This window comes from Microbispora catharanthi (assembly GCF_006334915.2).
GTDB lineage: Bacteria > Actinomycetota > Actinomycetes > Streptosporangiales > Streptosporangiaceae > Microbispora > Microbispora catharanthi.
This window is the reverse complement of sequence record NZ_VDMA02000030.1, coordinates 1-21,437: the sequence shown is the minus strand read 5'-3', so window position 1 is coordinate 21,437 and position 21,437 is coordinate 1. Positions and strand designations below refer to the sequence as shown.

At 71.0% G+C, this 21,437-nt stretch carries 17 protein-coding genes; 9 read left to right on the top strand and 8 right to left on the bottom strand.

Annotated features, from left to right (window positions below; all coding sequences use genetic code 11):
* The first annotated feature begins 1 nt into the window (after window position 1).
* The gene (locus FH610_RS37610) at window positions 2-244 is read left to right on the top strand and encodes a hypothetical protein (protein WP_139580007.1); all 243 of its coding nucleotides are present in this window, start codon (window positions 2-4) and stop codon (window positions 242-244) included.
* A gap of 573 nt (window positions 245-817) precedes the next feature.
* The gene (locus tag FH610_RS37605) at window positions 818-3,244 is read left to right on the top strand and encodes an HNH endonuclease signature motif containing protein (protein ID WP_139580006.1); all 2,427 of its coding nucleotides are present in this window, start codon (window positions 818-820) and stop codon (window positions 3,242-3,244) included.
* A 231-nt stretch (window positions 3,245-3,475) separates the two neighbouring features.
* Here the strand turns inward: FH610_RS37605 and FH610_RS37600 are convergent, their stop codons facing one another.
* Entirely contained in the window at window positions 3,476-6,541 is a 3,066-nt protein-coding gene (locus FH610_RS37600; protein WP_139580005.1) for an AAA domain-containing protein, read from the bottom strand.
* Window positions 6,542-6,752: 211 nt separating this feature from the next.
* Between FH610_RS37600 and nhaA the strand changes: the two genes are divergently transcribed.
* Entirely contained in the window at window positions 6,753-8,054 is a 1,302-nt protein-coding gene (nhaA, locus tag FH610_RS37595; protein WP_139580004.1) for a Na+/H+ antiporter NhaA, read from the top strand.
* Between the two features lie 80 nt (window positions 8,055-8,134).
* On the opposite strand, the gene FH610_RS37590 is transcribed toward nhaA, so the two are convergent.
* A complete protein-coding gene (locus tag FH610_RS37590) occupies window positions 8,135-9,310 on the bottom strand; it encodes a cytochrome P450 (protein ID WP_139580003.1) in 1,176 nt (391 codons plus the stop codon).
* 359 nt (window positions 9,311-9,669) lie between these two features.
* Between FH610_RS37590 and FH610_RS37585 the strand changes: the two genes are divergently transcribed.
* From FH610_RS37585 to FH610_RS37575, 3 genes are all read left to right on the top strand, one after another.
* Window positions 9,670-9,906 carry a hypothetical protein gene (locus FH610_RS37585; RefSeq protein WP_139580002.1) on the top strand — a complete coding sequence of 79 codons (237 nt, stop codon included), beginning with the start codon at window positions 9,670-9,672 and terminating at the stop codon, window positions 9,904-9,906.
* Window positions 9,907-10,038: 132 nt separating this feature from the next.
* Window positions 10,039-10,977, top strand: coding sequence for an aldose 1-epimerase family protein (locus FH610_RS37580; protein WP_139580001.1), 939 nt, complete (start codon window positions 10,039-10,041; stop codon window positions 10,975-10,977).
* A gap of 348 nt (window positions 10,978-11,325) precedes the next feature.
* Window positions 11,326-11,793, top strand: a complete 468-nt coding sequence (locus FH610_RS37575; protein WP_161628182.1) for an ATP-binding protein — start codon at window positions 11,326-11,328, stop codon at window positions 11,791-11,793.
* A gap of 52 nt (window positions 11,794-11,845) precedes the next feature.
* Here FH610_RS37575 and FH610_RS37570 read toward each other — a convergent pair whose 3' ends face one another.
* On the bottom strand, window positions 11,846-12,367 hold the full coding sequence (locus FH610_RS37570; protein WP_139579999.1) for a shikimate kinase: 522 nt from the start codon (window positions 12,365-12,367) through the stop codon (window positions 11,846-11,848).
* An 87-nt stretch (window positions 12,368-12,454) separates the two neighbouring features.
* Here FH610_RS37570 and FH610_RS37565 point away from each other — a divergent pair, with 87 nt between their 5' ends.
* Together FH610_RS37565 and FH610_RS37560 are read left to right on the top strand one after the other, a co-directional pair.
* Complete coding sequence (locus FH610_RS37565; protein ID WP_030505976.1) at window positions 12,455-12,715, top strand: DUF6458 family protein; 261 nt, start codon at window positions 12,455-12,457, stop codon at window positions 12,713-12,715.
* Between the two features lie 44 nt (window positions 12,716-12,759).
* Window positions 12,760-13,152, top strand: coding sequence for a ChaB family protein (locus tag FH610_RS37560; protein WP_139579998.1), 393 nt, complete (start codon window positions 12,760-12,762; stop codon window positions 13,150-13,152).
* A 30-nt stretch (window positions 13,153-13,182) separates the two neighbouring features.
* On the opposite strand, the gene FH610_RS37555 is transcribed toward FH610_RS37560, so the two are convergent.
* Complete coding sequence (locus tag FH610_RS37555) at window positions 13,183-14,148, bottom strand: helix-turn-helix transcriptional regulator (RefSeq protein WP_139579997.1); 966 nt, start codon at window positions 14,146-14,148, stop codon at window positions 13,183-13,185.
* A gap of 62 nt (window positions 14,149-14,210) precedes the next feature.
* On the opposite strand from FH610_RS37555, the gene FH610_RS37550 reads away from it, so the two are divergent.
* Window positions 14,211-16,478, top strand: coding sequence for an ATP-binding cassette domain-containing protein (locus FH610_RS37550; protein WP_139579996.1), 2,268 nt, complete (start codon window positions 14,211-14,213; stop codon window positions 16,476-16,478).
* Window positions 16,479-16,484: 6 nt separating this feature from the next.
* On the opposite strand, the gene FH610_RS37545 is transcribed toward FH610_RS37550, so the two are convergent.
* The 4 genes from FH610_RS37545 to rfaE2 all read right to left on the bottom strand — a co-directional run bounded on the left by FH610_RS37545 (window position 16,485) and on the right by rfaE2 (window position 21,095).
* Window positions 16,485-18,311, bottom strand: a complete 1,827-nt coding sequence (locus FH610_RS37545) for a transketolase (protein WP_139579995.1) — start codon at window positions 18,309-18,311, stop codon at window positions 16,485-16,487.
* Between the two features lie 77 nt (window positions 18,312-18,388).
* Window positions 18,389-19,387 carry an SDR family oxidoreductase gene (locus FH610_RS37540; protein ID WP_338104623.1) on the bottom strand — a complete coding sequence of 333 codons (999 nt, stop codon included), beginning with the start codon at window positions 19,385-19,387 and terminating at the stop codon, window positions 18,389-18,391.
* 3 nt (window positions 19,388-19,390) lie between these two features.
* Window positions 19,391-19,639, bottom strand: a complete 249-nt coding sequence (locus tag FH610_RS37535; RefSeq protein ID WP_139579994.1) for a hypothetical protein — start codon at window positions 19,637-19,639, stop codon at window positions 19,391-19,393.
* A 10-nt stretch (window positions 19,640-19,649) separates the two neighbouring features.
* Window positions 19,650-21,095: a D-glycero-beta-D-manno-heptose 1-phosphate adenylyltransferase gene (gene rfaE2 / locus FH610_RS37530; RefSeq protein ID WP_139579993.1), complete on the bottom strand. Its 1,446-nt coding sequence runs from the start codon at window positions 21,093-21,095 to the stop codon at window positions 19,650-19,652.
* Between the last annotated feature and the right edge of the window lie 342 nt (window positions 21,096-21,437).

The window sequence follows — 21,437 nt, the reverse complement described above, 5'->3', positions numbered from 1 at the left end:
AATGAAAGCCCAGGTCGGCACAGCCGACCTGGGCTTTCTTGTGCTACTGGAGACGGGCCGCGCCGACGGGGCGGGGGAGCTGCGAATCTTCTGCACGGCCGGCGACGTGGACCCGCTTCATCATGCCGGTGATCTACGCGGCACTGCAGGCCATCCCTGTGAGCTATGCGAGGCGGCGGCGATCGACGGGGCGAGTCCGTGGCGGATCGCCTGGGCGATCAAGGTGTCGATGGTGCATCTGTAGCTCATCCCGACCGGCGTCTTCTCGATCATCGGTACTCACGAAGCCCGCCCCGCTCCACCGGGCCGGAATTCCTCGCTCGTTCAGAATCTTCGCCGGGCCGGTCTGGGCCTTCGCTCCGGTCCTCGCTCCCTACCGATCCGCTCCCGCGTTCCCGGTTCGTGGACGGCGCGAGGTTGTGACCCCATGTTTGTGCTGGTCACGCTTGTTTTCGAGTATGTGTTCGGTTAGCCTTTGGAGTAGTTGTTACGGGTGAGCTTGGTTGGCGTTCTGGTTTGTGGCCCATGTGCCGGGTTGATGAAGTAGCCGAGTCTGTGTGAGTAAGTCCCGGTCCAAGCGGCCGGGAACCCATGGTGCTTTCGTCTCCGGCCGTGAAGGGGGTGCCCGCCAATGCCAGGCCCGTCCGTGTCCTCTGTGTCTGCCTTGTCGCCAGTGCCCTCCGTGCCGCCCGCGCCTCGGAGATGGCTCAGGCAGTCCGCGTCGTCGGTGCCTCGCGTGCCCGGCGCGTCGTCCTCGTCGCCTGTGCCGCCCATGCCGTCCGCTTCTGATTGTTCCCGCTCCTCCTCGTCGTCCGGCGTGGGAACGGCCGGCGTGCTTCCGCCGTCGCGAACCGCGGTTCCGATTCCGGACGGGCTCACGCTGATACCCCCAGGTGCGGAGCTGGCCGGACTGCTGGCCGAGGTGAACGTGGAGCGCGTGTCGGGGTTCGACACGGTGGAGGTGCTCAAGGCGGCCTACCGGCAGGTTTGTCATGCCCGGGCGTGGTTCTTGCGGGCCTTGCTGGAGGTGGGGCTACGGGACCTGTTCTCGGGTGACGAGGTGGCGCGGCTGGAGGTGCCGGATGAGTTCGGCCCGGATGAGGCGCGTGCGGCGCTGGTGTGGTCACGCCGCCGCGCCGACTCCACCTTCGAGCTGGCCTGGAATGTTCACCGCCGGTTGCCGATTTTGGGGGAGGCGATGCTGGCCGGGACCCTGGACGAACCCCGGGCGGTGGCGTTCGTCCGGTGGACGGTGGGGTTGACCGACGAGCAGGCCGCCCTGGTGTGTGAACAACTGGTGCCCCAGGCGTCGTCCTGGACGGTGGGCGAGTTGATCGAGCGAATCCAGCGCCTGGCGTTGGCGATCGATCCCGCCTGGGCCGAGCGCCGGTACGCGGAGGCGGTACGCCGCCGCCGGGTGGTGGGGACCCGCAACGAGGATGGCACCGCGACGGTGTCCGGGCTGGACCTGCCTCTGGATCGGGCGGCGGCCGGGTGCGACCGCATCGATGAGCTGGCCCGGGCGTGCAAACGGGCCGGCGACCGCCGCCCGATCGATCACATCCGCGTGGACCTCTTCCTCGGAAGTCTGGACGGCACGTTCGAGGGGATGTCGGATGAGGAGATCATCACCCACGTCCTCTGCCACCCCTTCCACGACACCCCCGACACCCGGGAAGGCGATGCCGGCAACGCCCCCGACGGTGACAACAACGCCGGTGGCAGCGGCGACGATCCTGACCACCCCGGCCGCGGTGGCGGCGTGCGCCCTGACACCGCCCCCAACCGCCCCGACGGCGATGGCGGCGTGCGCCCTGGTAGCGACCTCGGTGAACGTGGTGGCGGTCGCACTGCCGGCGCTGACGGCACTGACGGCACTGACGGCACTGACGGTTTCACCGGCGCCGACAGAGACGCGGCCGAAGACGACCGTGACGCCGAGACGTGTAGCCGCCCGGAAAATGGGTCCGGCGGACTGTCGCCCGCGTGCGGCTCACATCCAATGGACGCGCATCCGACAGGGCCGGAGGAAACAGCGGTCGGCGCGCCCGCACCTGATGATGAGACCGGGCGGGGCGGGACCGGGTCCGATAAGGCTGGGGCCGATAAGGCGGTGCCTGGTAAGGCTGGGCCCGACAAGGTCGTGCCCGACAAGGTCGTGCCCGACAGGGCCGGGCCCGATAAGGCTGGGTCCGACAGGGCCAGGCCCGACAGGGCGGAGTTGCGGCGTGCCCGAGCTGAATGTCATGCACAGGCGGGTGCCGGTGTTTGGGCGCGCGCCGCAGGGTGGCCGGTGCGGGAGATCCGGGTCGAGCTGACCACACTGCTCGGCCTGGACGAGCATCCTGCCCATCTGCCTGCTTGGGGAGTGATTCACCCCTGCCTGGCCCGGCGCATCGTCGCAGGCATGCTCGGCGGGCAGTGGCGATACGCCATCTGTCACGACAACGGCCACCTGGCGCTGACCGGACTCACCCGGGCCCGCCCCCACACCCCCGGCCGCCCCGCCCGCGACCGGCGGCGCGGCGGCATTGTCGAACTACAGGTCACCCTCAGTCTCCTGCGGGTGCTGGCCGCCCAGCCGGCCAGCGTCTTCGGGGCGTGGGCACCGGTCGTCGCCGACCTGTCCACTCAGGCCGCACGCCTCCTGGCCACTGGCGAGGAGGACGGCATGGCGGACGGCGCGGTGGGCGGGCGAGCCGAGGGTCTGGAGGACGGCGCGGCGGATACGGAGCGGCGGCGTCAGGCCGGAGCGGCGTTACGACGATACGTGCAAATCCGGGGCCGGGTCTGCTCCTGGCCCGGCTGCCGCACGCCCGCCACCCGGACCGACCAGGACCACATCCTCCCGTGGGCGGAGCAGGGGCCCACGAAGGCGGAGAACCTGCACCTGGCCTGCCGCCACGACCACCGCGCCCGGCACCACGGCGGCTGGCGCGTCAGCACCGCCAGTCCTTACCTGGTCATCTGGACCAGCCCGCTGGGGCACCGCTACCCCAGCCCTCTCCCAAAGATCATTCTCTCCGCCTGTGATCCCCGTCCCCGCAGCCAGCCCACCCCATCGCCCTACCGGTACCTCGGAGACCTCCCCGACACCCCCACCTTCCCCTCGGCCCCCGAACCACCGCTCCCACAGGAGGCCTCACAACCGAACACGGAGGTAGCAACGCCATCGGAACCGGAGGGCGAGACCGGGACACACGGAGCGTTGCTCGGAGGCGAACTCGACGAACCGCCCTTCTGACACCTCCCACGCCCGACAGGGAAGGCCAGACAGTGGGCGGCGGGACACCGAGCAGCGGGACACCGAGCGGTTGGACATCGAGCGAGGGCCTGAGCCAGTGGAGGGGGTGGCTGGGCTCGGAGTGTTCGGCCCGCTGCGACCATCACTGCGACCATCACTGCGACCGGCACTGGTGACCGGCACTGGTGACCGGCACTGGTGAACGTCGCTGATGAACGTCATTGGTGAACGTCAGGAATTCGACGGTGGAAGCCATCGGCGGACGACATGCCGGGGAATACCGGCATCGACGTGCCACAACTTCCGCCTGCCGTCCCAGGACGCGGACATGCCTTCGGCCCGTGCCAAGCGCTTCAGCTCATCCTTGTCCTCGAAGGGGACGTCGAGATAGAGGCGGCCGCCGACGACCGCGCCTGGACGAGGCTCGCCGTCGCCTTCCGGCCGGGGCCCGGAGAACCCGCGCTGCGGCCAGGGGCGTGCGGGGCGTTCCATGCGAGCTCGCTCGACGATGTGACGGACGCGCCGGCAGGCCCCCGGATCGGTGATCCGCATCATGAGATCGGTAGGGCCGGTGTTGGCCAGGAGATTGAGGGATCCGTGCCAGAGCACGGTGTCATCGAGAATGAGCACCTTCTCATGCATCCGCTCGCGTGTCGCGACCTGGCATCCGGCAGCTCGGAGTTCCTCGATGAGGGCTTTCCGGCGAGCGTCCTCCGACTGATCTCTCGTGTGGACGGTGACCCGCACTCCTGCCTGAACACGCGGCGCGAGGTGACGGAGCCAGTTGTGCACGGGGTTCGGGTCGAGGAACGCGCAGTAGATCTCGATGCTGTGCCGGGCGCGGGCGATGTCCCAGGCGATGGCTCGTGGCACCTCGTCGGCCGGGAAGAACGCCGGCCTTGCCAGTTCCTCCTCGGGCAGGCCGGCGAGGTCGGCAGCGCAGCGGAAGGGGACGAGGTCGTCGACGGAGAGCTTGTGCGCATGCCGTTCCAGATGAGTGAGCATGCGCGCGGCCTCGCCGGCCGGGTTGAGCTTGGCGCGTAGGAACTGGATGTCCGCCACGACGACGAGGTGATCCTGCGCACGGCTGAGAGCCACGTTGAGCAGGCGGCAGGTGGAGGAGGACAGCCCCAGGCCCTCGTAGAAGTAGCCGGGCTTGTCTCCTGATCCGGCGACGGTGTCGATGACCACGAGGGGACGCTGGCTGCCCTGGAAGCGGTGAACCGTGTCGACGAGTCCGTCGCAGTCCTGGCCGAACCGGTAGGCCAGGCTGTCCCGCAGCGCCTTAACCTGTGCCTTGAACGGTGCGATCACGGCCATGCGGTCAGTGGGACGCTCGCCGGCGGCGAGGTCGGTCCACTTGCGTGCGGGGAGGACCTCGTCGTACTGCAGGCCACGGATGAGCTCGTGGACGACGGCCTCGTGCACCGGGTTGGTGGTGTGCGCGCCATACCTGGCCGTGGGGTTGGGCAGGCGGCGCGGGGTGGTGTCGATCAGCATAAGCGGCCCGCTGAGCAGCGGAGATGGGGGAAGCCGCCCGTAGTCCTCTCGACCGGTGCGCAGCGGCGCGTCCGGGTAGGCGACCACGTTGACGACCTCGCAGATGGCCGGTCGCATCCGGTACTGCGTGTCCAGACAGACCAGGCGCGGATCGTCGCGGAGGGCCCTGCCGGTGGCGTCGACCAGCCCCGCCGTGGTGAACGGATCCCGGTCCATCCAGAGCCGGGCGTGCTCCCGGTCTTCCTGGGAGCTGCTCCGATCACCGGAGGCTCTGGTCACCGCCGGCAACTGGCGGAAATCGCCGGCGATGACGAGGCGGCGACCCGCGAGCCCCGCCACACACCAGGCGGAGGGGGTGTTCACCATGCCGGCCTCATCGATGATGACCACGTCGATCGAGTCGAGAAGCCTGCGTGACTGCACCGCCTTCGCGACCGTGGTTCCCATCACCATGCAGTTCCCGCGCACCACGTCGGCGATCTTCCGCAGTTCCTGCTCCAGCCCCGGCAGGTGCTGCCTCAGCCGGTCGACGGCCTCCTGGAGCGGGCCACGAGCCGGGACGGCACGAAGCCGGCTGCGCTGGGCCGTCAAGGCCCGTTCCGCTTCGGCGATCTCGGTCGCGTACCGGCTCTGGGCGGCATGTGCGAGGGGAAGCTCGTCGTCGGCCGCGACCAGTTCCTGTTGACGATCCCATCGCATCCGGCCAAGCTGCTCCAGCTTGGCCTGCTTCTTCTTGGCGAACAGCCCGGTCGGCGGCGCGATACTCCGGATCTCGTGGTCGATCTCGCCGATCGCCCGGTGCGCCAGCTGGATTCGCTGCTGCAGGAGAGCGATGCGCTGAGCGGCCCTGTCGTGGTCGGTGCGCAGAACGGCCAGCCGCTCCTCGGCAGTCGCCACGTCCGCATGCAGTGTCAGGTCCTGGAGAGCCGCCTCCAACCGGCGACGGACGTCGCTGATCTGTTCCACGAGCGAGGCGGACAGTCTTTCGGCGATCCTGGCCGGGTCGATCTGCTCGCCGAATTTGGCCGCCAGCGAAGGTAGTTCGATCTCCCCGGCCCGTTGCACCAAGCCTCTGCCGAAGCGTTCCTCGCCGGACAGCAGATCGCAGATCCGCTCCAGCGCCTGATCCACGGCCACCTTGGTCGGGGCGACGAACAGTACGCGCAGCCCCTGCCGGCAAGTGCCTTCCGCGATGGCGGCCACGACGTCGGTCTTCCCGGTGCCCGGCGGTCCCCAGATGTAGGTCAGCTCGCTCCCCAGCGCCTGTTCGACGGCCTGGCGCTGCCCGTCGTTGAGCGTGCGCTCACGGTATCCCCGGATGAACCGCTCCGGCGTCGCGCAACGCTCGACGCGGGGCCGCCCCTGGTCCATAAGCCAGCCGGCGGAGGTCAGGTTGACCGAGTCCGCGGCTCTGCCCGCCGACTCCAGTCGCTCGACGACGGCTTCCCAACCTGCCGTTTCGTCCAAACGCACCTGTGCCTGGATGGGCCCGGCGCCGAGATCCGCCGGTGTGCGGACTTTGACCTTCCCATCGGGCATGCGCCGTACTTCGGCGCTCGCCCAGGCGTCACGCGATCGGGAAGGGCGGATCAGCAGCCTTTCTCCGGAGAAGATCTCCTTCCACGCCTTGCAGGAGAACAGGTATTCGTACTTCTCCGCGCTGTGGCCGAGCCGGCGCCCCTCGGACAGGGAAAGCTTCTCCCCGTCTCCGTCGCTTCGCAGCTCCGCTGCGATCTCCAGCCGTACGGCACGCAGCAGCTGGTCGATCGGAAAGGGAGTGTGCCGCGGACCTGACATCTCGCTCCCATGGCAAGGGGGCCGACAGGGTCGTGGTACGGATCGAGAACCTACCGTCTCCGGCACCTGAGAGCGGGCACTCCCGAGGGGAAACCGGTGGGACGAAAGGTGCAGTGGGCAATAATCCGGTCGGATACGCCCTAGGATGGATGCGGGGTGCCGGGAAGTCTGGTCGGCGGTCGTCGAACCGAGCCCGGAAAACGGAGCGCCCATGGCCCCTACCCGCCGACTTTCCCTCCTCGGTCCCGGTTCCCGGGCCGAGACCCGGCGCATCGCCGACATCCTCCGCAAGGAGACGATCGGCGGCGCGCTGCTCCTGATCGCCGCCGTCGCGGCCCTCGTCTGCGCCAACTCGCCCTGGTCCGAGGCGTACGCGGGGCTGCGCTCGGCCACGGTCGGGCCGGCCGTGTGGCACCTGGACCTCAGCCTCGCCAAGTGGGCCTCGGACGGGCTGCTTGCGATCTTCTTCTTCGTCGCCGGCCTGGAGCTCAAGCGCGAGTTCGTGGCCGGGGACCTGCGCGATCCCCGTCGGGCCGTCGTTCCCGTCGCGGCGGCCGCCGGCGGTGTGATCGTCCCGGCCCTGCTCTACCTGCTGGTCAACGCGCTCATGGACGGCGAGGCGCGGGGATGGGCGACCCCGACGGCCACCGACATCGCGTTCGCGCTCGCGGTGCTCGCCGTGGCGGGGCGGCGGCTGCCCGCCGCGCTGCGTACGTTCCTGCTCACCCTGGCCGTCGTGGACGACCTGATGGCCATCGTGATCATCGCGGTGTTCTACACGTCGCACCTGTCGGTGCTGCCGCTGCTGGCGGCGCTGGTGCCCCTCGGCGTCTTCGCCGTGCTGGTGCAGCGGCGGGTGCGCTCGTGGTGGCTGCTGCTCCCGCTGGCCGGCGTGACCTGGGCGCTGGTTCACGCCTCGGGTGTCCACGCCACGGTGGCCGGGGTGCTGCTCGGCTTCGCCGTACCCGTCCTGCGCAGTGAGAAGGCGGGCGGCCCGGAGGCGGGGCCGGGGCTCGCCGAGCACTTCGAGCACCGGTTCCGCCCGATTTCAGCCGGGGTGGCGGTGCCGCTGTTCGCGTTCCTGTCCGCGGGGGTGCCGCTCGGCGGGCTTGGCGGTGTGACGAACCTGCTCGCCGACCCGGTGTCGCTGGGCGTCGTCGTCGGGCTCGTCGTGGGCAAGCCGCTGGGGATCATGGCGGCCACCTGGCTGACCGCGCGCTTCACCCGTGCCGACATCGACGAGGGGCTGGCCTGGGTGGACGTCGGCGGGCTGGCGATCCTGTCCGGCATCGGGTTCACGGTGTCCCTGCTCATCGGCGAGCTGGCGTTCGGCCTGGGCACGGCCCGCGACGCCCAGGTCAAGCTGGCGGTCCTGACCGGCTCGCTGGTCGCGGCGCTGCTGGCGACGGTGGTGCTGCGGCTGCGCGACCGCGCGTACCGGCGGCTCGCCGACGCCGAAGCCGCCGGGCTCGTGGATGCCGAGAGCGTGACGGGCCGCGGGACGGAATCATGACCGGGTTCGATCACATCGGCCTGCTCTACCGCGACGAGGACGAGCTGCCCGGGAAGCGGGCCGCCTCCACCTGCTGACGCTCACCACGTGACGGGCAGCGCGGGGAACCCTCCGGCCAGCCTGTCGGTGTGCGCCTTCAGCTCCTCGTACGGCACCGCGAGCGCCAGCGTGGGGAAGCGCGTGAAGAGGGAGCCGAAGACCGCGCGGAGCTCGACCCGAGCCAGGGACGCTCCGAGGCAGTGGTGTGGCCCGTGGCCGAACCCGACGTGCGGCTGAGGATCGCGCCGCCGGATGTCGAACGTGTCGGGGTCGGGGTAGGCGCGCTCGTCCCTGTTGGCCGCCGGGGTCGACAGCATGACCAGCTCACCCGCCCGGATCGGCACCCCCGCGACCTCGACGTCCTCGTGCGCGTAGCGCACCAGCCCGTGTTCGCTCGGCGAGGCGACCCGCATGATCTCCTCGACCGCGGCGTCCACGAGGGAGGGATCGTTCAGCAGCGCGTCACGCTGGGTGGGGTTGCGCAGGAACAGCAGCACGCCGTAGTCGATCTGGTTGACCGTGGTCTCGTGGCCGGCGAACAGCAGGCCGCCCGCGATCCTGGCCACGTCGTCCTCCGGCAGCGACGCGTCCGCCAGGTCGGAGTAGACGTCCTCGCCCGGGTCGTCGCGCTTCGCCTTCACGATCTCATAGGTGTAGGTGTTCATCTCCATCTGGGCGGCGGCGGACCGCTCGGGATGGGTCAGGTCGGTCATCGCCTCGGCCACGGCCCGGAACCTGTCCCTGTCCTCGTACGGCACGCCGAGAAGCTCGCAGATCACCTGGATCGGCAGCGGGAGCGACAGGCCGGTGTGCAGGTCCGCGGGCGGGCCCTGCTCGGCGAGCCCGTCGAGCAGGTCGCCGACCAGCGAGCCGATCCGGTCCGACAACCTCCGCATGCGCCGGGCCGAGAACGCGGGGGCGAGCAGGCGCCGCATCTCCTTGTGGACGGACCGCTCCGTGGCGTACTCGCCGGACGGGCCGCCGAGCAGGGCGTTGTTCGACAGGCGGGCCGCGGTCTCGGGGGCGGGGTGGGAGCGGCCGAACCTGTCGTCGGCGAACACCTGCCGTATCTCCTCGTAGCCCGTGATCAGCCACGCCTCGTCGCCCATGGCGGTCGTGACCTTGGTGATCGGCGCTCTGGCCCGCATTTCGCCGAAGCCGGGGGATATCCCCAGGACGTCCGGCCGCTCGAACGGCAGCCGTGGGAGTCCGGGCATGGGTGACCTTCCCTTCGCTCGATGTCGGCCCTCTCGAATCTCTCCCCTGACCTACTGTCCGGCAAGGTAGTAAAACCATGTCCGGTGTGACCGGAGAGGGGACGTTTGCCTCAGGGCGCCGCCTCGCGCCCGGCCCTGCCTGCCCCGCGAACACCAGCGTCGTTCCGCGGCCCGGCATGACACGGGTGGTACGGGAGTAACGGGGATCAAGTCGTGGTGAAGTCACCGCAACCGGCGGGAGATCTTCATCGGGGCCGGGGTGGCGGCGCCGCCGGAGGGGGGAGACCGCTTCTCACTACCAATCGTGTCCGGATGAGCACATCGTTGTCTCCCGGCACAGAGCCTGGAGGTGGTGACGAGTGCGGTTCTCAGCCGAGGACGCTGCCTGGAGACAACTGAGCAGCGAGTACGCCGGTCGCTGGTCGATCTGGAGAAGCGACGCCGGCCGCTGGTACGCGACCCGGCTGACCCGGTCGCTGTCCCGTATCGAGATGGACCGGGGCCTGATCATGACCGCATGCGGCGAGAGCGCGGAGGAACTGCGCGCGCTGCTCACCGCGCAGGAGGGCCTGACGGGCCAGACACTCTCCTCGTGACGCCCAGGACGTGGGCCCGGCCCGCCGGGCTCACGGCTTGAGAACTGCTTGAGAGCCCGCCGCAGCCCACCCCTGAGGCGTCTCCGCAGGGCCCCCTCCGAGTGTCGTGGGACGGATGGGAAAATCCCTCTCATGACAGAACCAGCGGTTCGCGAACCCGTTCCCCCGACCGGCGCGCAGCACACGATCGCCGCGCACGGATACGCGGCGACCGTCACCGAGGTGGGCGGGGGCCTGCGCGCCCTGACGTACAACGAACGGCCGCTGGTCATGTCGTATCCCGCGGACGCGCAGCCGGTGGGCGGCGCCGGGCAGTTGCTGCTGCCCTGGCCCAACCGGGTGCGCGACGGCAGGTACGACTTCGACGGCGAGGCCAGGCAGCTCGCGATCACCGAGCCCAGGACCGGCAACGCCGCGCACGGCTTCGCCCGCCTGATGCCCTGGACGGTCCTCGACCGGGACGACGCCTCGATCCGCCTCGGGCTGCGGCTGTTCCCCCAGCTCGGCTATCCCCACGTGCTCGACCTGACGGCGTCGTACGCCCTGGGGGAGGCGGGTCTGGAGGTCGAGGTGTCGGCCGTGAACGTGGGGGACGGCGTCGCGCCGTACGGCATGGGCGCGCACCCCTACCTCACCCTCGGCGAGGAGACGGTGGACGACGCCGTGCTGGAGGTGCCCGCGGCCGAGTGGACCCCGGTGGACGAGCAGAAGATCCCGGTCGGCCGCCGCCCCGTCGAGGGCACGGAGTACGACTTCCGCCAGGGGCGCGCCATCGGCGGCACGGTGCTCGACACCCCCTACACGTCCCTGCGGCGCGACGGCGACGGGCTGGTGCGGGCCCGGCTCCGGACGGCCGACGGCTCCCGGGGCGTGGAGTTGTGGGCCGCGCCCGGCGTCGAATGGATCCAGGTCTTCACCGGGGACACGCTGGCCGAGCCGTACCGGCGGGCCGGAGTGGCGGTCGAGCCGATGAGCTGCCCGCCGAACGCCTTCGCGACCGGCGAGTGCCTGGTGCGCCTGGCCCCGGGGGAGCGGGTCGCCCACCGCTGGGGGATCACCGCGCTCGGGTGAGAGGGGCGCCGGACGAAATGGCACTTATGTCTCACGGTGGACATGCGAGATGATTCGGTCCGCGCGCAACGAAAGCCAGGGATGGGCGTATTTCAGTTATTTTCACGTCGACGCTGGCCGCGAGGGCACGCCCCCCGGTCGCGCGGCGGAGGCGGGGAGTGCCGGATGTGACGCCGCTGACGTGCGCACTCGCGGCGCGGTGCGGAAGGCCGCCGCCGTTTTCTCCTTCGCGCCCATCACAGATCGGGCATTGACCGGAAACAATCTTGTTTCTATGAATTCACATGACTGCGTTGCGTGCCGTATCTTGAGCCGTGGGAGCGCTCCCATGAGCCTAAGGAGGCGCGCGTGACTCTCCCCTTCGGTACGGCGCCGGTCAACCCGGCCCCCGTCTGGACCGCGGAATGCCTCCTGCCCGCCGTCGGTGCGAGTGTCGCCGAGGCGCGGGCCCTCGTCCGCCGCGAGCTCGGCCGGTGGGGCCTGGACGAGCTCGTCGACGACTGCTCCCTCATCGTGAGTGAACTCGCCTCCAACGTCGTACGGCACGGCGGGAACGTCTTCACCCTCCGGCTCGGCAGCAACGGCACCTGGGTGTACGGCGAGGTCTTCGACCAGGGCGAGGGCGTGCCGAACCAGCGCGAGGCGGACCTCGACTCCATCGGCGGCCGTGGCCTGCTCATCGTGGACGAACTCGCCGACGACTGGGGAGTGGCCAGTTCGGGCCGGGGCGGCAAGACCGTCTGGTTCCTCGCCGGGGCGGGCTGCCCTTCGCCGCTGCCCGTCGTCCCGCACCAGATGCGCATCGCCGTCGGCTGACCACGCCCGGCTGACCCAGGGCCGGGCGGGCCTGTCGTCCACGCGGGGCGTTTCAGCGGGTCTTCGCACCGTCGATATGCGCGAGCACCGTGGCCGCGATCTCCTCGGGTTTGCTCGTGGAGGGGTCCACGGTCAGGTCCGCCACCTCGCGGAACCCCGGCAACCGCAGGTCACGCTGCTCGGTCAGCATGCGTACGAGGTCGGGCTTGAAGTGCGGGCGGTGGGGGCTCGACCTCATCCGCTCGGCCAGCACCTCGGGCGGGCCGTCGAGGAAGACCACGAAGGCGGGGGCCAGCGCGCGGCGGGTCTCGGGGTCCTCGACCGTGCTGGCGGCGGCCGCGATGACAGGGGAAGGACGGGCCGCGAGCGCGTCCCGCAGCACCAGCGCCTCGCGGGCGTGCAACTCGTCCGCGCCCAGACCGGCGGCCATCGCGGCGGCGGTCGTGCCGTACCTGGCCTCCAGATCGGCGTCGCTGTCGCGCATGGGACGGCCGAGCGCGTCGGCGAGCAGCCGGGCGACGGTGCTCTTCCCCGCGCCCATGAGTCCCATCACCACAATGGGGGTATCGGTCATGACTCGCATGCTGCCCTATACGGGCACCCACATGCGACGTTTGGAATCCGTGGAGGGGATAGAGCAGAGGGCGAAGGAGGAAACGCCATGACCATCGCCGGAAGCATCATCCTCATCATGCTGGGGGCCATCCTCACCTGGGCGGTCGACTTCACCATCGCGGGCCTCGACATCCAGGTGATCGGGGTGATCCTCATGGTGGGCGGTCTGGCCGGGCTGCTCTTCGGCATCTGGCGCCTGACGACGGTCCGCCGCAGGACCACCGTCACCGCCGCCGCCCCCGTGGACGCGACCGCCACCCGCCGCCACGTGTACGAGGAGCGGCGCTACGACGACCCCACCATCTGACCCCCTCCAACGGACTTCCGACGGTCTGAAGGGAGGCATGGACCATGCCAGGACGTAAGGAACTGCCCTCGACCCTGGAGCGCTCGCCCAAGGAGGCCCAGGAGACGTGGATCAAGGCGCACGACTCCGCCGTCGAGACGTACGGCGAGGGCCAGCGCGCCCACCGTACGGCGTTCGCCGCGCTCAAGCACTCCTACGAGAAGGTGGGCGACCACTGGGAGAAGAAGGAGGGGCGCGGACCGTCGGACGAGCAGGCGAAGAAGGGCACGCCGAAGCCGGGCAAGACGGCCGAGGGCGTCGACGCGAACGCCTCCAAGCAGCATCTCTACGACGTGGCCAGCCGCCTCGGCATCCCGGGCCGATCGAAGATGACCAAGGACGAGCTCGTGGACGCCATCAAGAAGGCCAACCGCAAGGCGACCGCCAAGGCCCGCTGACCTACCCCGCGCGCCGCCGGCCGCCCCTTCTCAAGGGCGGCCGGCGGCGGCGAGGAGACGGCGGGCGAAGGCGGCATAGGCGTCGCGGAAGTCCTCGGGCTCGATGACGGAGAATTCGGCGTCGAGGTGGGCGAGGCCGAGGACGAGCCATTCCCAGGAGTCGAGCCAGACGGTGACCTGGGTCTCCCCGTCGCCGGGCCCTCGGTGTATCTCGGCGTCCTCGAACTTCAACGCGTCGGCCACCTGGTCGGGCCGCGCCCGCACGACGAGCCGTACGCGCCGCCGGTCCGTGTTGAGGCCCTGACGGAGGTACGCGAGGGCCGCGTCGGCCGGCAGGGCGCGGGGAGCGTGCCGGACGCCGGTGCGCACCAGGTCGCGGACCCGGTCGAGGCGGAACACCCGCCAGTCGTTCCTGTCCAGGTCCCAGCCCAGCAGATACCAGCGCAGCAGCAGATGGATCTGCCGGTGCGGCTCCACCCGCCGGCGGCTCTCCTCGCCGTGCCTGTCGCTGTAATCGAATCGCACGACCTCCCGGTCGTTGATCGCCTCGGCGAGACCGGCCAGAAGCGCCGCGTTCACCGCGGGCGCGATCTGCCGGCCGGTCTCCAGGCTCGCCCGCAGCGCGGCCACGCGCGGACGCAGCCGCGCGGGCAGAAACTGGTCGAGCTTGCCGTACGCGCGGGTGGCCGCGTCGTCGAGCGCCCCGTCCTCGCCGGAACCGGAGGAGGCGAGAGTCGCGAGCCCGAGCAACGCGGCGATCGCCTCGTCGTCGTCGAGGACGAGCGGGGGCATCGTCCGGCCCGCCACGAGCCGGTAGTAGCCGCCCGGTCCCGGCTGTGTCTCGACGGGATAGCCGTACTCCCGGAGCCGGTCCACGTCGCGGCGTACGGTGCGGGGGCTGACGTCCAGGCGCGTGGCGAGTTCGTCCCCGCTGAACGACCGGCCCGTCTGGAGGGTCGACAGCAGGGCCAGCATGCGTCGGGTCACGTCGGCCACCCGCCCATCATGCCCGCGATCGCGGTCAGGTTCCGGCCGCAATTGCTCGTACGGTCGCGAGTATGGCTTCACCACACATCTCCATCAGAGGGGCCCGCACCAACAACCTCCGTGGTGTGGACGTGGACATCCCGCGCGACCGCCTGGTGGTCTTCGCGGGTGTCTCGGGGTCCGGCAAGTCGTCGCTGGTCTTCGACACGATCGCCGCGGAGGCCGGCTACCAGTTGAACGAGACCTTTCCCCCGTTCGCGAGGAACCGGCTGCCGAAGTGGACACGTCCCGACGTGGAGCACATCGACGGGCTGTCGCCGGTCGTGGTGATCGACCAACGGCGCCTCGGCGGCAACGCCCGCTCCACCGTCGGCACGGTCACCGACACCTGGACCTACCTGCGGCTGCTGTTCTCCCGCCTCGGCAAGCCGCACGTGGGCGAGTCGAACCACTTCTCGTTCAACGATCCGGCCGGAATGTGCCCCACGTGCTCGGGGCTCGGCGACGTCGTCGTCACGGCCGTGGACCGCATCCTCGACCCGGACAGGTCGCTGCGGCAGGGCGCGATCCGGCTTCCGGGGTTCGGCGCGGGCAACTACTGGTACTCCCAGTACGCCGACATCGGCGTGTTCGACCCGGAGACGCCGCTGCGCGACTGGAGCCGGGACGCGCGCGACGCCCTGCTCCACGGCGGCGAGGCGGCGGCGCGGCTGGCGCGGCGGCTGGGGCGCGGGCTGCCGAAGGACTACGAAGGGGTCGTCGAGCGGTTCGAGCGGATCTACCTGCACGCCTCGGGGGACATGTCCGAGCGCAAGCAGGAGACGATCCGCCGGTTCACCCGGTCGCAGGTCTGCCCGAGCTGCGGGGGAGAGCGGCTCAACGAGGCGTCCCGCGCCGCCACCGTCCTCGGGCGCACCATCGGCGAGCTGTCCCGGCTGGAGGTCGCCGAGCTCGCCGGGCTCGTGCGGGGCGTCGACGCACCGGATGTCGCCCCCGTCGTCGCCGCGCTGACCGCCAGGCTCGACGCCATGGACGCCATCGGCCTGGGGTATCTCAACCTGGCACGCGCGACGACGACGCTGTCGGGCGGCGAGTCCCAGCGCGTCAAGATCGTGAGGCATCTCGGGTCGAGCCTCACCGAGATGCTCTACGTGTTCGACGAGCCCACGGCCGGGCTCCACCCCACGGACGTCGAGTCCATGACGAGACTGCTGGAACGGCTGCGCGACAGGGGCAACACCATCCTCGTCGTCGAGCACGACCCCGCCGTCATGGCCGTCGCCGACCAGGTCGTCGAGATCGGTCCCGGCGCCGGCGCCGACGGAGGCCGGCTCGTCTTCCAGGGCACGTTCTCCGAGCTCCGGCGGGCCGGCACTCCCACGGGACGCGCGCTCTCCCGGCCCGCGCCGCTCAAGACCGCCCCGCGTACGGCCCCGCCGACGACAAGGGCGGCGATCACCGTCGCCGACGCGACGCGCAACAACCTGCGGCGCGTCACCGTGGACATCCCCGCCGGCGTGATGACCGTCCTCACCGGCGTCGCCGGCTCGGGGAAGTCCAGCCTGGCCGCCGAACTCGTCGAGCAGCACGACGCCGTCGTGATCGACCAGCGGCCGGTCGGCGTCAACCGCCGGTCAACGCCGATCACCTATACCGGCATCGCGCCGGCCGTCCGCAGGCTGTTCGCCCGGCGCAACGGCGTCTCCGCCGCGCTGTTCAGCGCGAACTCGGAAGGCGCCTGCCCGAAGTGCGACGGGCTCGGGATCATCTACACCGATCTGGCCTTCATGGACGGCCAGGAGGTCGTCTGCGAGGCATGCGAGGGGCGGCGCTTCACGCCCGAGGTGCTGGCGTACACCGTCGACGGCCTGTCCATCGCCGACGTCGACGCCCTCTCCGTCGACCAGGCCAGGCACCGGCTGCCCGACAAGGCCGTCGACCGGGCGCTGCGGCACCTGTCGCAGGCCGGTCTCGGCTATCTCCGGCTGGGCCAGTCGCTCACCACGTTGTCCGGAGGGGAGTGCCAGCGGCTCAAGATCGCCAAGGAGCTGCGCGACGCCGAGCGGCCCACGACGTACGTGCTCGACGAGCCCACCACCGGCCTGCACATGAGCGACATCGACGGCCTGCTCCGGGTCCTGGACGCGCTCGTGGACCGGGGGCACACCGTCGTGGTCATCGAGCACAACCTGGACGTCATCCGGCAGGCCGACTGGCTGATCGATCTCGGGCCCGGCCCCGGCAGGCACGGCGGGAACGTCCTCTACCAGGGGCACGTCGCGGACTACCCGCCGGACGCGGGGACGCCGACGGCCCGCGCCCTCGCCGCCCACCGCTAGCGGCGTTCAGCGGAGCAGGGACAGGACGGCCTCGCGAATGGCGCCCCTGTCGATGCCGGCGTCCTCCAGCTGCTCCTGCGAGGTCGCGCTGCCGGGCATCCGCGACACGCCCAGCTTGCGCACCGGCACCGGCGCGTCCGCGAGCGCCGAGAGCACGGCGTCGCCCAGCCCGCCCTCCGGCCAGTGGTCCTCCACCGTGACGACCTTCCCGGTCGCCCTGGCCATCTCGACCAGCTCGGCCGAGTCGAGCGGCTTGATCGAGTACGCGTCGATCACGGTGACGGAGACACCGTCCTCGGCGAGCAGGTCGGCGGCGGCCAGGGCCTCGTGCACGGCGACGCCCGCGGCCACGACGGTCGCCTGGCCGCCGGTGCGCAGGATCTTGCAGCCGCCCACGGGGAACTCCTCGTCGGGGCCGTAGAGCACCGGCGTCTCGCCCCGCGTCGTCCGCAGGTAGCGGACGCCCTCCATAGCGGCCATGTCCGCGACAAGCCGGGCCGTCTGGTTCGCGTCGCAGGGATACAGCACCGTGCTGCCGTGCACCGCGCGGAACGCCGCGAGGTCCTCCAGGCCCATCTGGGAGGGCCCGTCCTCGCCGATCGACACCCCGCCGTGCGACCCCACCAGGCAGATCCCGGCCCGGCTCACCGCCGCCATCCGGACGAAGTCGTACGCCCTGGTGAGGAAGGCGGCGAACGTCGCGGCGTAGGGGGTCCAGCCGCGGGCGGCCATGCCGATGGCGGCGGCGACCATCTGCTGCTCGGCGATGTAGAACTCGAAGAACCGCTCCGGGTGGGCCTTGGCGAAGGCCTCCAGCTTGGTCGAGTCGGCCACCTCGCCGTCGAGCGCGACGACGTCGCCCCGCGCCGTGCCGAGCGCGGCCAGCGCCTCGCCGAAGGCGGTCCGCGTGGCCACCCGCTCGCCCACCTCGTATCTCGGCAGGTCGAGCGCGCCGTCGGCGTACCGGTACGGCGTGGCCGGGGCGTCGGGCGGGGTGACCTCGACGGTGAGGGCACGCGGCCCCCCGAGCTCGCCGAGCGCCTGCTCGGCGTCCTCCAGCGGCTTGCCGTGCTTGCCCTCGCGGTTCTCCACGGCCGACACGCCGCGGCCCTTGCAGGTCCTCGCGATGATCGCCGTCGGGCGGCGCCGGGTGGCCCGGGCGTCGGCGAGCGCGTAGTCGATCTGGCCGGGGTCGTGGCCGTCGATCTCGATCGTGTGCCAGCCGAAGGCGCCGAGCCTGGCGGCGTACGCGCCGAGGTCCCAGCCGTGCCGGGTCGGGCCGCGCTGGCCGAGCCGGTTGACGTCGATGATCACAGTGAGGTTGTTCAGCCCCTCGTGCCCGGCGTGCTCGAACGCCTCCCACATCGATCCCTCGGCGAGCTCGCTGTCGCCGCACAACACCCAGACGTGGTAGGGCAGGCGGTCCAGCCTGCGCGCGGTCAGCGCCAGCCCCACCCCCACGGGCAGGCCGAAGCCCAGCGAGCCGGTGGCCACGTCGACGAACGGCACCTGCGGGGTGGGATGGCCCTCCAGACGGCTGCCGCGCCTGCGGAAGGTCAGCAACTCCTCGTCGGTGACGACCCCGGCGGCCTTGAGCATCGCGTACAGGAGAGGGGAGGCGTGGCCCTTGGAGAAGACGAGATGGTCGTTGGCCGGGTTGGCCGGATCCGCGACGTCCACGCGCAGGTGACGCGCGAGCAGCACGGTCATCAGCTCGGCCGCCGACATCGAGGACGTCGGATGTCCTGAGCCGGCGGCCGCGGCGGCCCGGACCGAGTCCACCCGGAGTTGGGCCGCGAGTTCGCACAGGAAGCGGTAGTCAAGCTCATCCATCGCCCCCGACTACCCCGGTACGCCCCCTCGTATCGCCGCAAAAGGCACGTACCCGATATGTCGGGATTTTGGGACCGTCAGCGGCGGCGCAGGCCGAGACCGGCGACGGCGGCGAGCCCGAGACCGGCGAGGGTGACCAGGCGGCGGTGCTGCGACACCCACAACTGCACGCTGCGGCCGTGCGACCGCCGGTCGAAGCCGCCGTGCGCTCCGTAGTCCTTGTCCTCGTCCGCGGGTTCCCACAGGTTGGACACCCCGGTCGGCGCCTTCTCACCGGTGAGCTGCGACTTCACCCCGGTCCTCGCGAGGTAGCGGTCGAGCAGGGCGGGCACCGTCCGCTGGCCCATGATCGTGGCCGCGGTCATCCCGCCGACCCAGTACTCCTTGCGCTCCGGGTGCTCGGCGGCGTAGACGAGCGCGTCGGCGGCCACCTCCGGCTGGTAGATCGGCGGCACCGGCTGCGCGTGCCGCCGCATCCGGTTCAGCCCCCAGTCGAACTGCGGGGTGTTGAGCGCCGGGAGCTGCACCACCGTGATCTTCACGCCCGAGTCCTCGGCGAGCAGTTCGGTCCGCACCGACTCGGTGAACCCGACGATCGCGTGCTTGGCGCCGCAGTACGCCGACTGCAGCGGGATCGAACGGTAGGCCAGGGCCGAGCCCGCCTGCACGATGACGCCCTTGTCGCGCGGCTTCATCATCTCCAGGGCCACCCGGGTGCCCCAGACATAGCCGAGATAGGTCACCTTGGTCTCGCGCTCGTACTCCTCAGGGGTGATCTCAAGGAACGGCGCGAACACCGTCGTGAACGCGATGTTGATCCACACGTCGATGGGGCCCAGCTCGGCCTCGGCCCGCTGGGCGGCCTGGCGGACCTGGTCGTAGTCGGAGACGTCCGCGGCGAAGGTCTTCCCGGTGCCGCCCTCGGCCCCGACGTCCACGGCGGCGCCGGCGAGGCCCGCCTCTCCACGTGCGATGAGCGCGACCTTCGCGCCCTCCGCTCCGAGCTGCCGGACCACCGCGCGGCCCACTCCGCCGCTCGCGCCGGTCACCACGACGACCTTGTCCTTCAGGCTCACTCGTCATCCTCTCGATTGCGGCCCGCCGCCGAGCCTCTTCTGCCTGCGTACGGCGAGCGCCATGTAGATCGCGATGATCGCCATAATCGCCACGACGATCCCGGTCAGCACCCAGATGCGCCCGACGAAGGAAAGCACCAGAACGGCGAAACAGAAGACCAGGGCGAACGACGCGATACGGACGTGGATCACGTCCATCGGCGTCGCCTCCACCATGGGCTTGCCGGTCGGCGAACGTTGTTCTTCGGTCATGGAGGCCCCTCTACCCTCGAATCCGGTTCACTATCGCCGTGGTGGACCGGTCCGGAACGTAACCGAGCACCCGCACCTCTCCGCCGAGCTCCCTGACCAGCTCCGCCTCGGGCAGCAGGTCGGGGTGGTAGTCGCCGCCCTTGACGTACACCTCCGGCCGGACGAGCCGCAGCAGCTCGGTCGGGCTGTCCTCGTCGAAGACGGTGATGTAGTCCACACAGCCCAGCGCCGCGAGCACCGCCACCCGGTCCTCGCACCGGTTGATCGGGCGCTCCGGCCCCTTCAGCCGGGCCACGCCGTCGTCGCTGTTGACCGCGACGACCAGCACGTCGCCGAGCCGGGCGGCCTCCTCGAGGCAGGCGACGTGGCCGCGGTGCAGCACGTCGAAGCATCCGTTGGTGAAGACGATCCGCTTGCCCTCGGCGCGGTCGCGCTCCAGGCACGCGGCCAGCCGCTCGGGGGGCAGCGCGGTGTCGGGGCGCAGCGCCTGCAGCAGGTCCTCGTGGGAGCAGGCGGCCGTCCCCTGGCGGCGCACCACCACGCTCGCCGCCGCCTGGCCGATGTCGGCGGCGCGCTCGGGCTCCGCGCCCGCCGCCAGGGCGAGCGAGAACGCCGCCGTGAAGGTGTCGCCCGCGCCGATGCTCATCGTGTCGGGCGCGGGGGTCGCGTACGTGCGGTGCGGCTCCCTGCCGCGCCGGTGCAGCAGCGTGCCCTCGCCGTCCAGCGTTGTGACCACGAGGTCGGCGCCGGTGGCCTCGATGAGGTCCTCCGAGCGCGCGGACAGGAACGCCACCCGGTCGTGGTCGTCCCCCTCGCCCAGCAGCCGCCGCACCTCGGCGTAGTTGGGCAGCACGGCCGTCGGCCGGCAGTCCCGCCAGGCGGCCACGTCGTGGGCGTCCACCACGAGGATCGGCGCGCCGCGCGATCCCTCGCTCCGCTCGATGCTCAGGTCGCACAGCGCCCGGCGGACGTTCTGGGTGCACACCCCGCCGCCGTAGTCGCAGGCGATGACGACGTCCGCGTCCGCCGCCAGGCGGGCGATCTGCTCGATGAGCTCGCGCTCGGCCGCCTCCGGCAGCGGCGCCTCGTCCTCCTCGTCGTATCGCGCCACGATCTGGCCGTCGGTCAGCACCCGGCGCTTGACCGAGGTCCGCCAGCTCCGCACGATGACCAGGCCCTCGATGTCGAGCCGTCCCAGGGTCGCGTTGAGCGTCGCCCCGGCGGGGTCGGCGCCGGTGATCCCCACCATGTGGACCCGTGCGCCCAGGGCGGCCAGGTTCACGGCCGTGTTGGCGGCGCCGCCCGGCTGATCCTCGATCTGCTCGACGGTCACCACCGGCACCGGGGCCTCCTGGGCCATGCGCTTCGTGCGGCCCCGCAGCCACGAGTCGAGCATCACGTCCCCGACGACGACGGCTGTGACTTCACCGAAACGGTTGAGCGTCTCTTCCGTCATACCTCGGCGGCTACCCCCGCAGACGCAGGGGAAACAACAGGCACGGCAGACCCGGCCGCCCGGTTTGGGGCCGCCGCACCGGGGTAACCGGGATCAGACGTCGCTCCACACGAGTGTTCCGCCGGGGGTCAGCCGGCGGGCCGGACGAATGGGGGGTGTCCTGCCCATGAGCGAGCGGAGCGAGCGAATCGGTAGGCACAGCGCGATTCGCGAATGCGACCCCGAGCCGCCAGGCGAGGGGGTGGCATGAGCGAGCGGAGCGAGCGAATCGGTAGGCACAGCGCGATTCGCGAAGTGCTGATCTGCGCGCCTGCGGCACGACGCGACCCCGAGCCGCCAGGC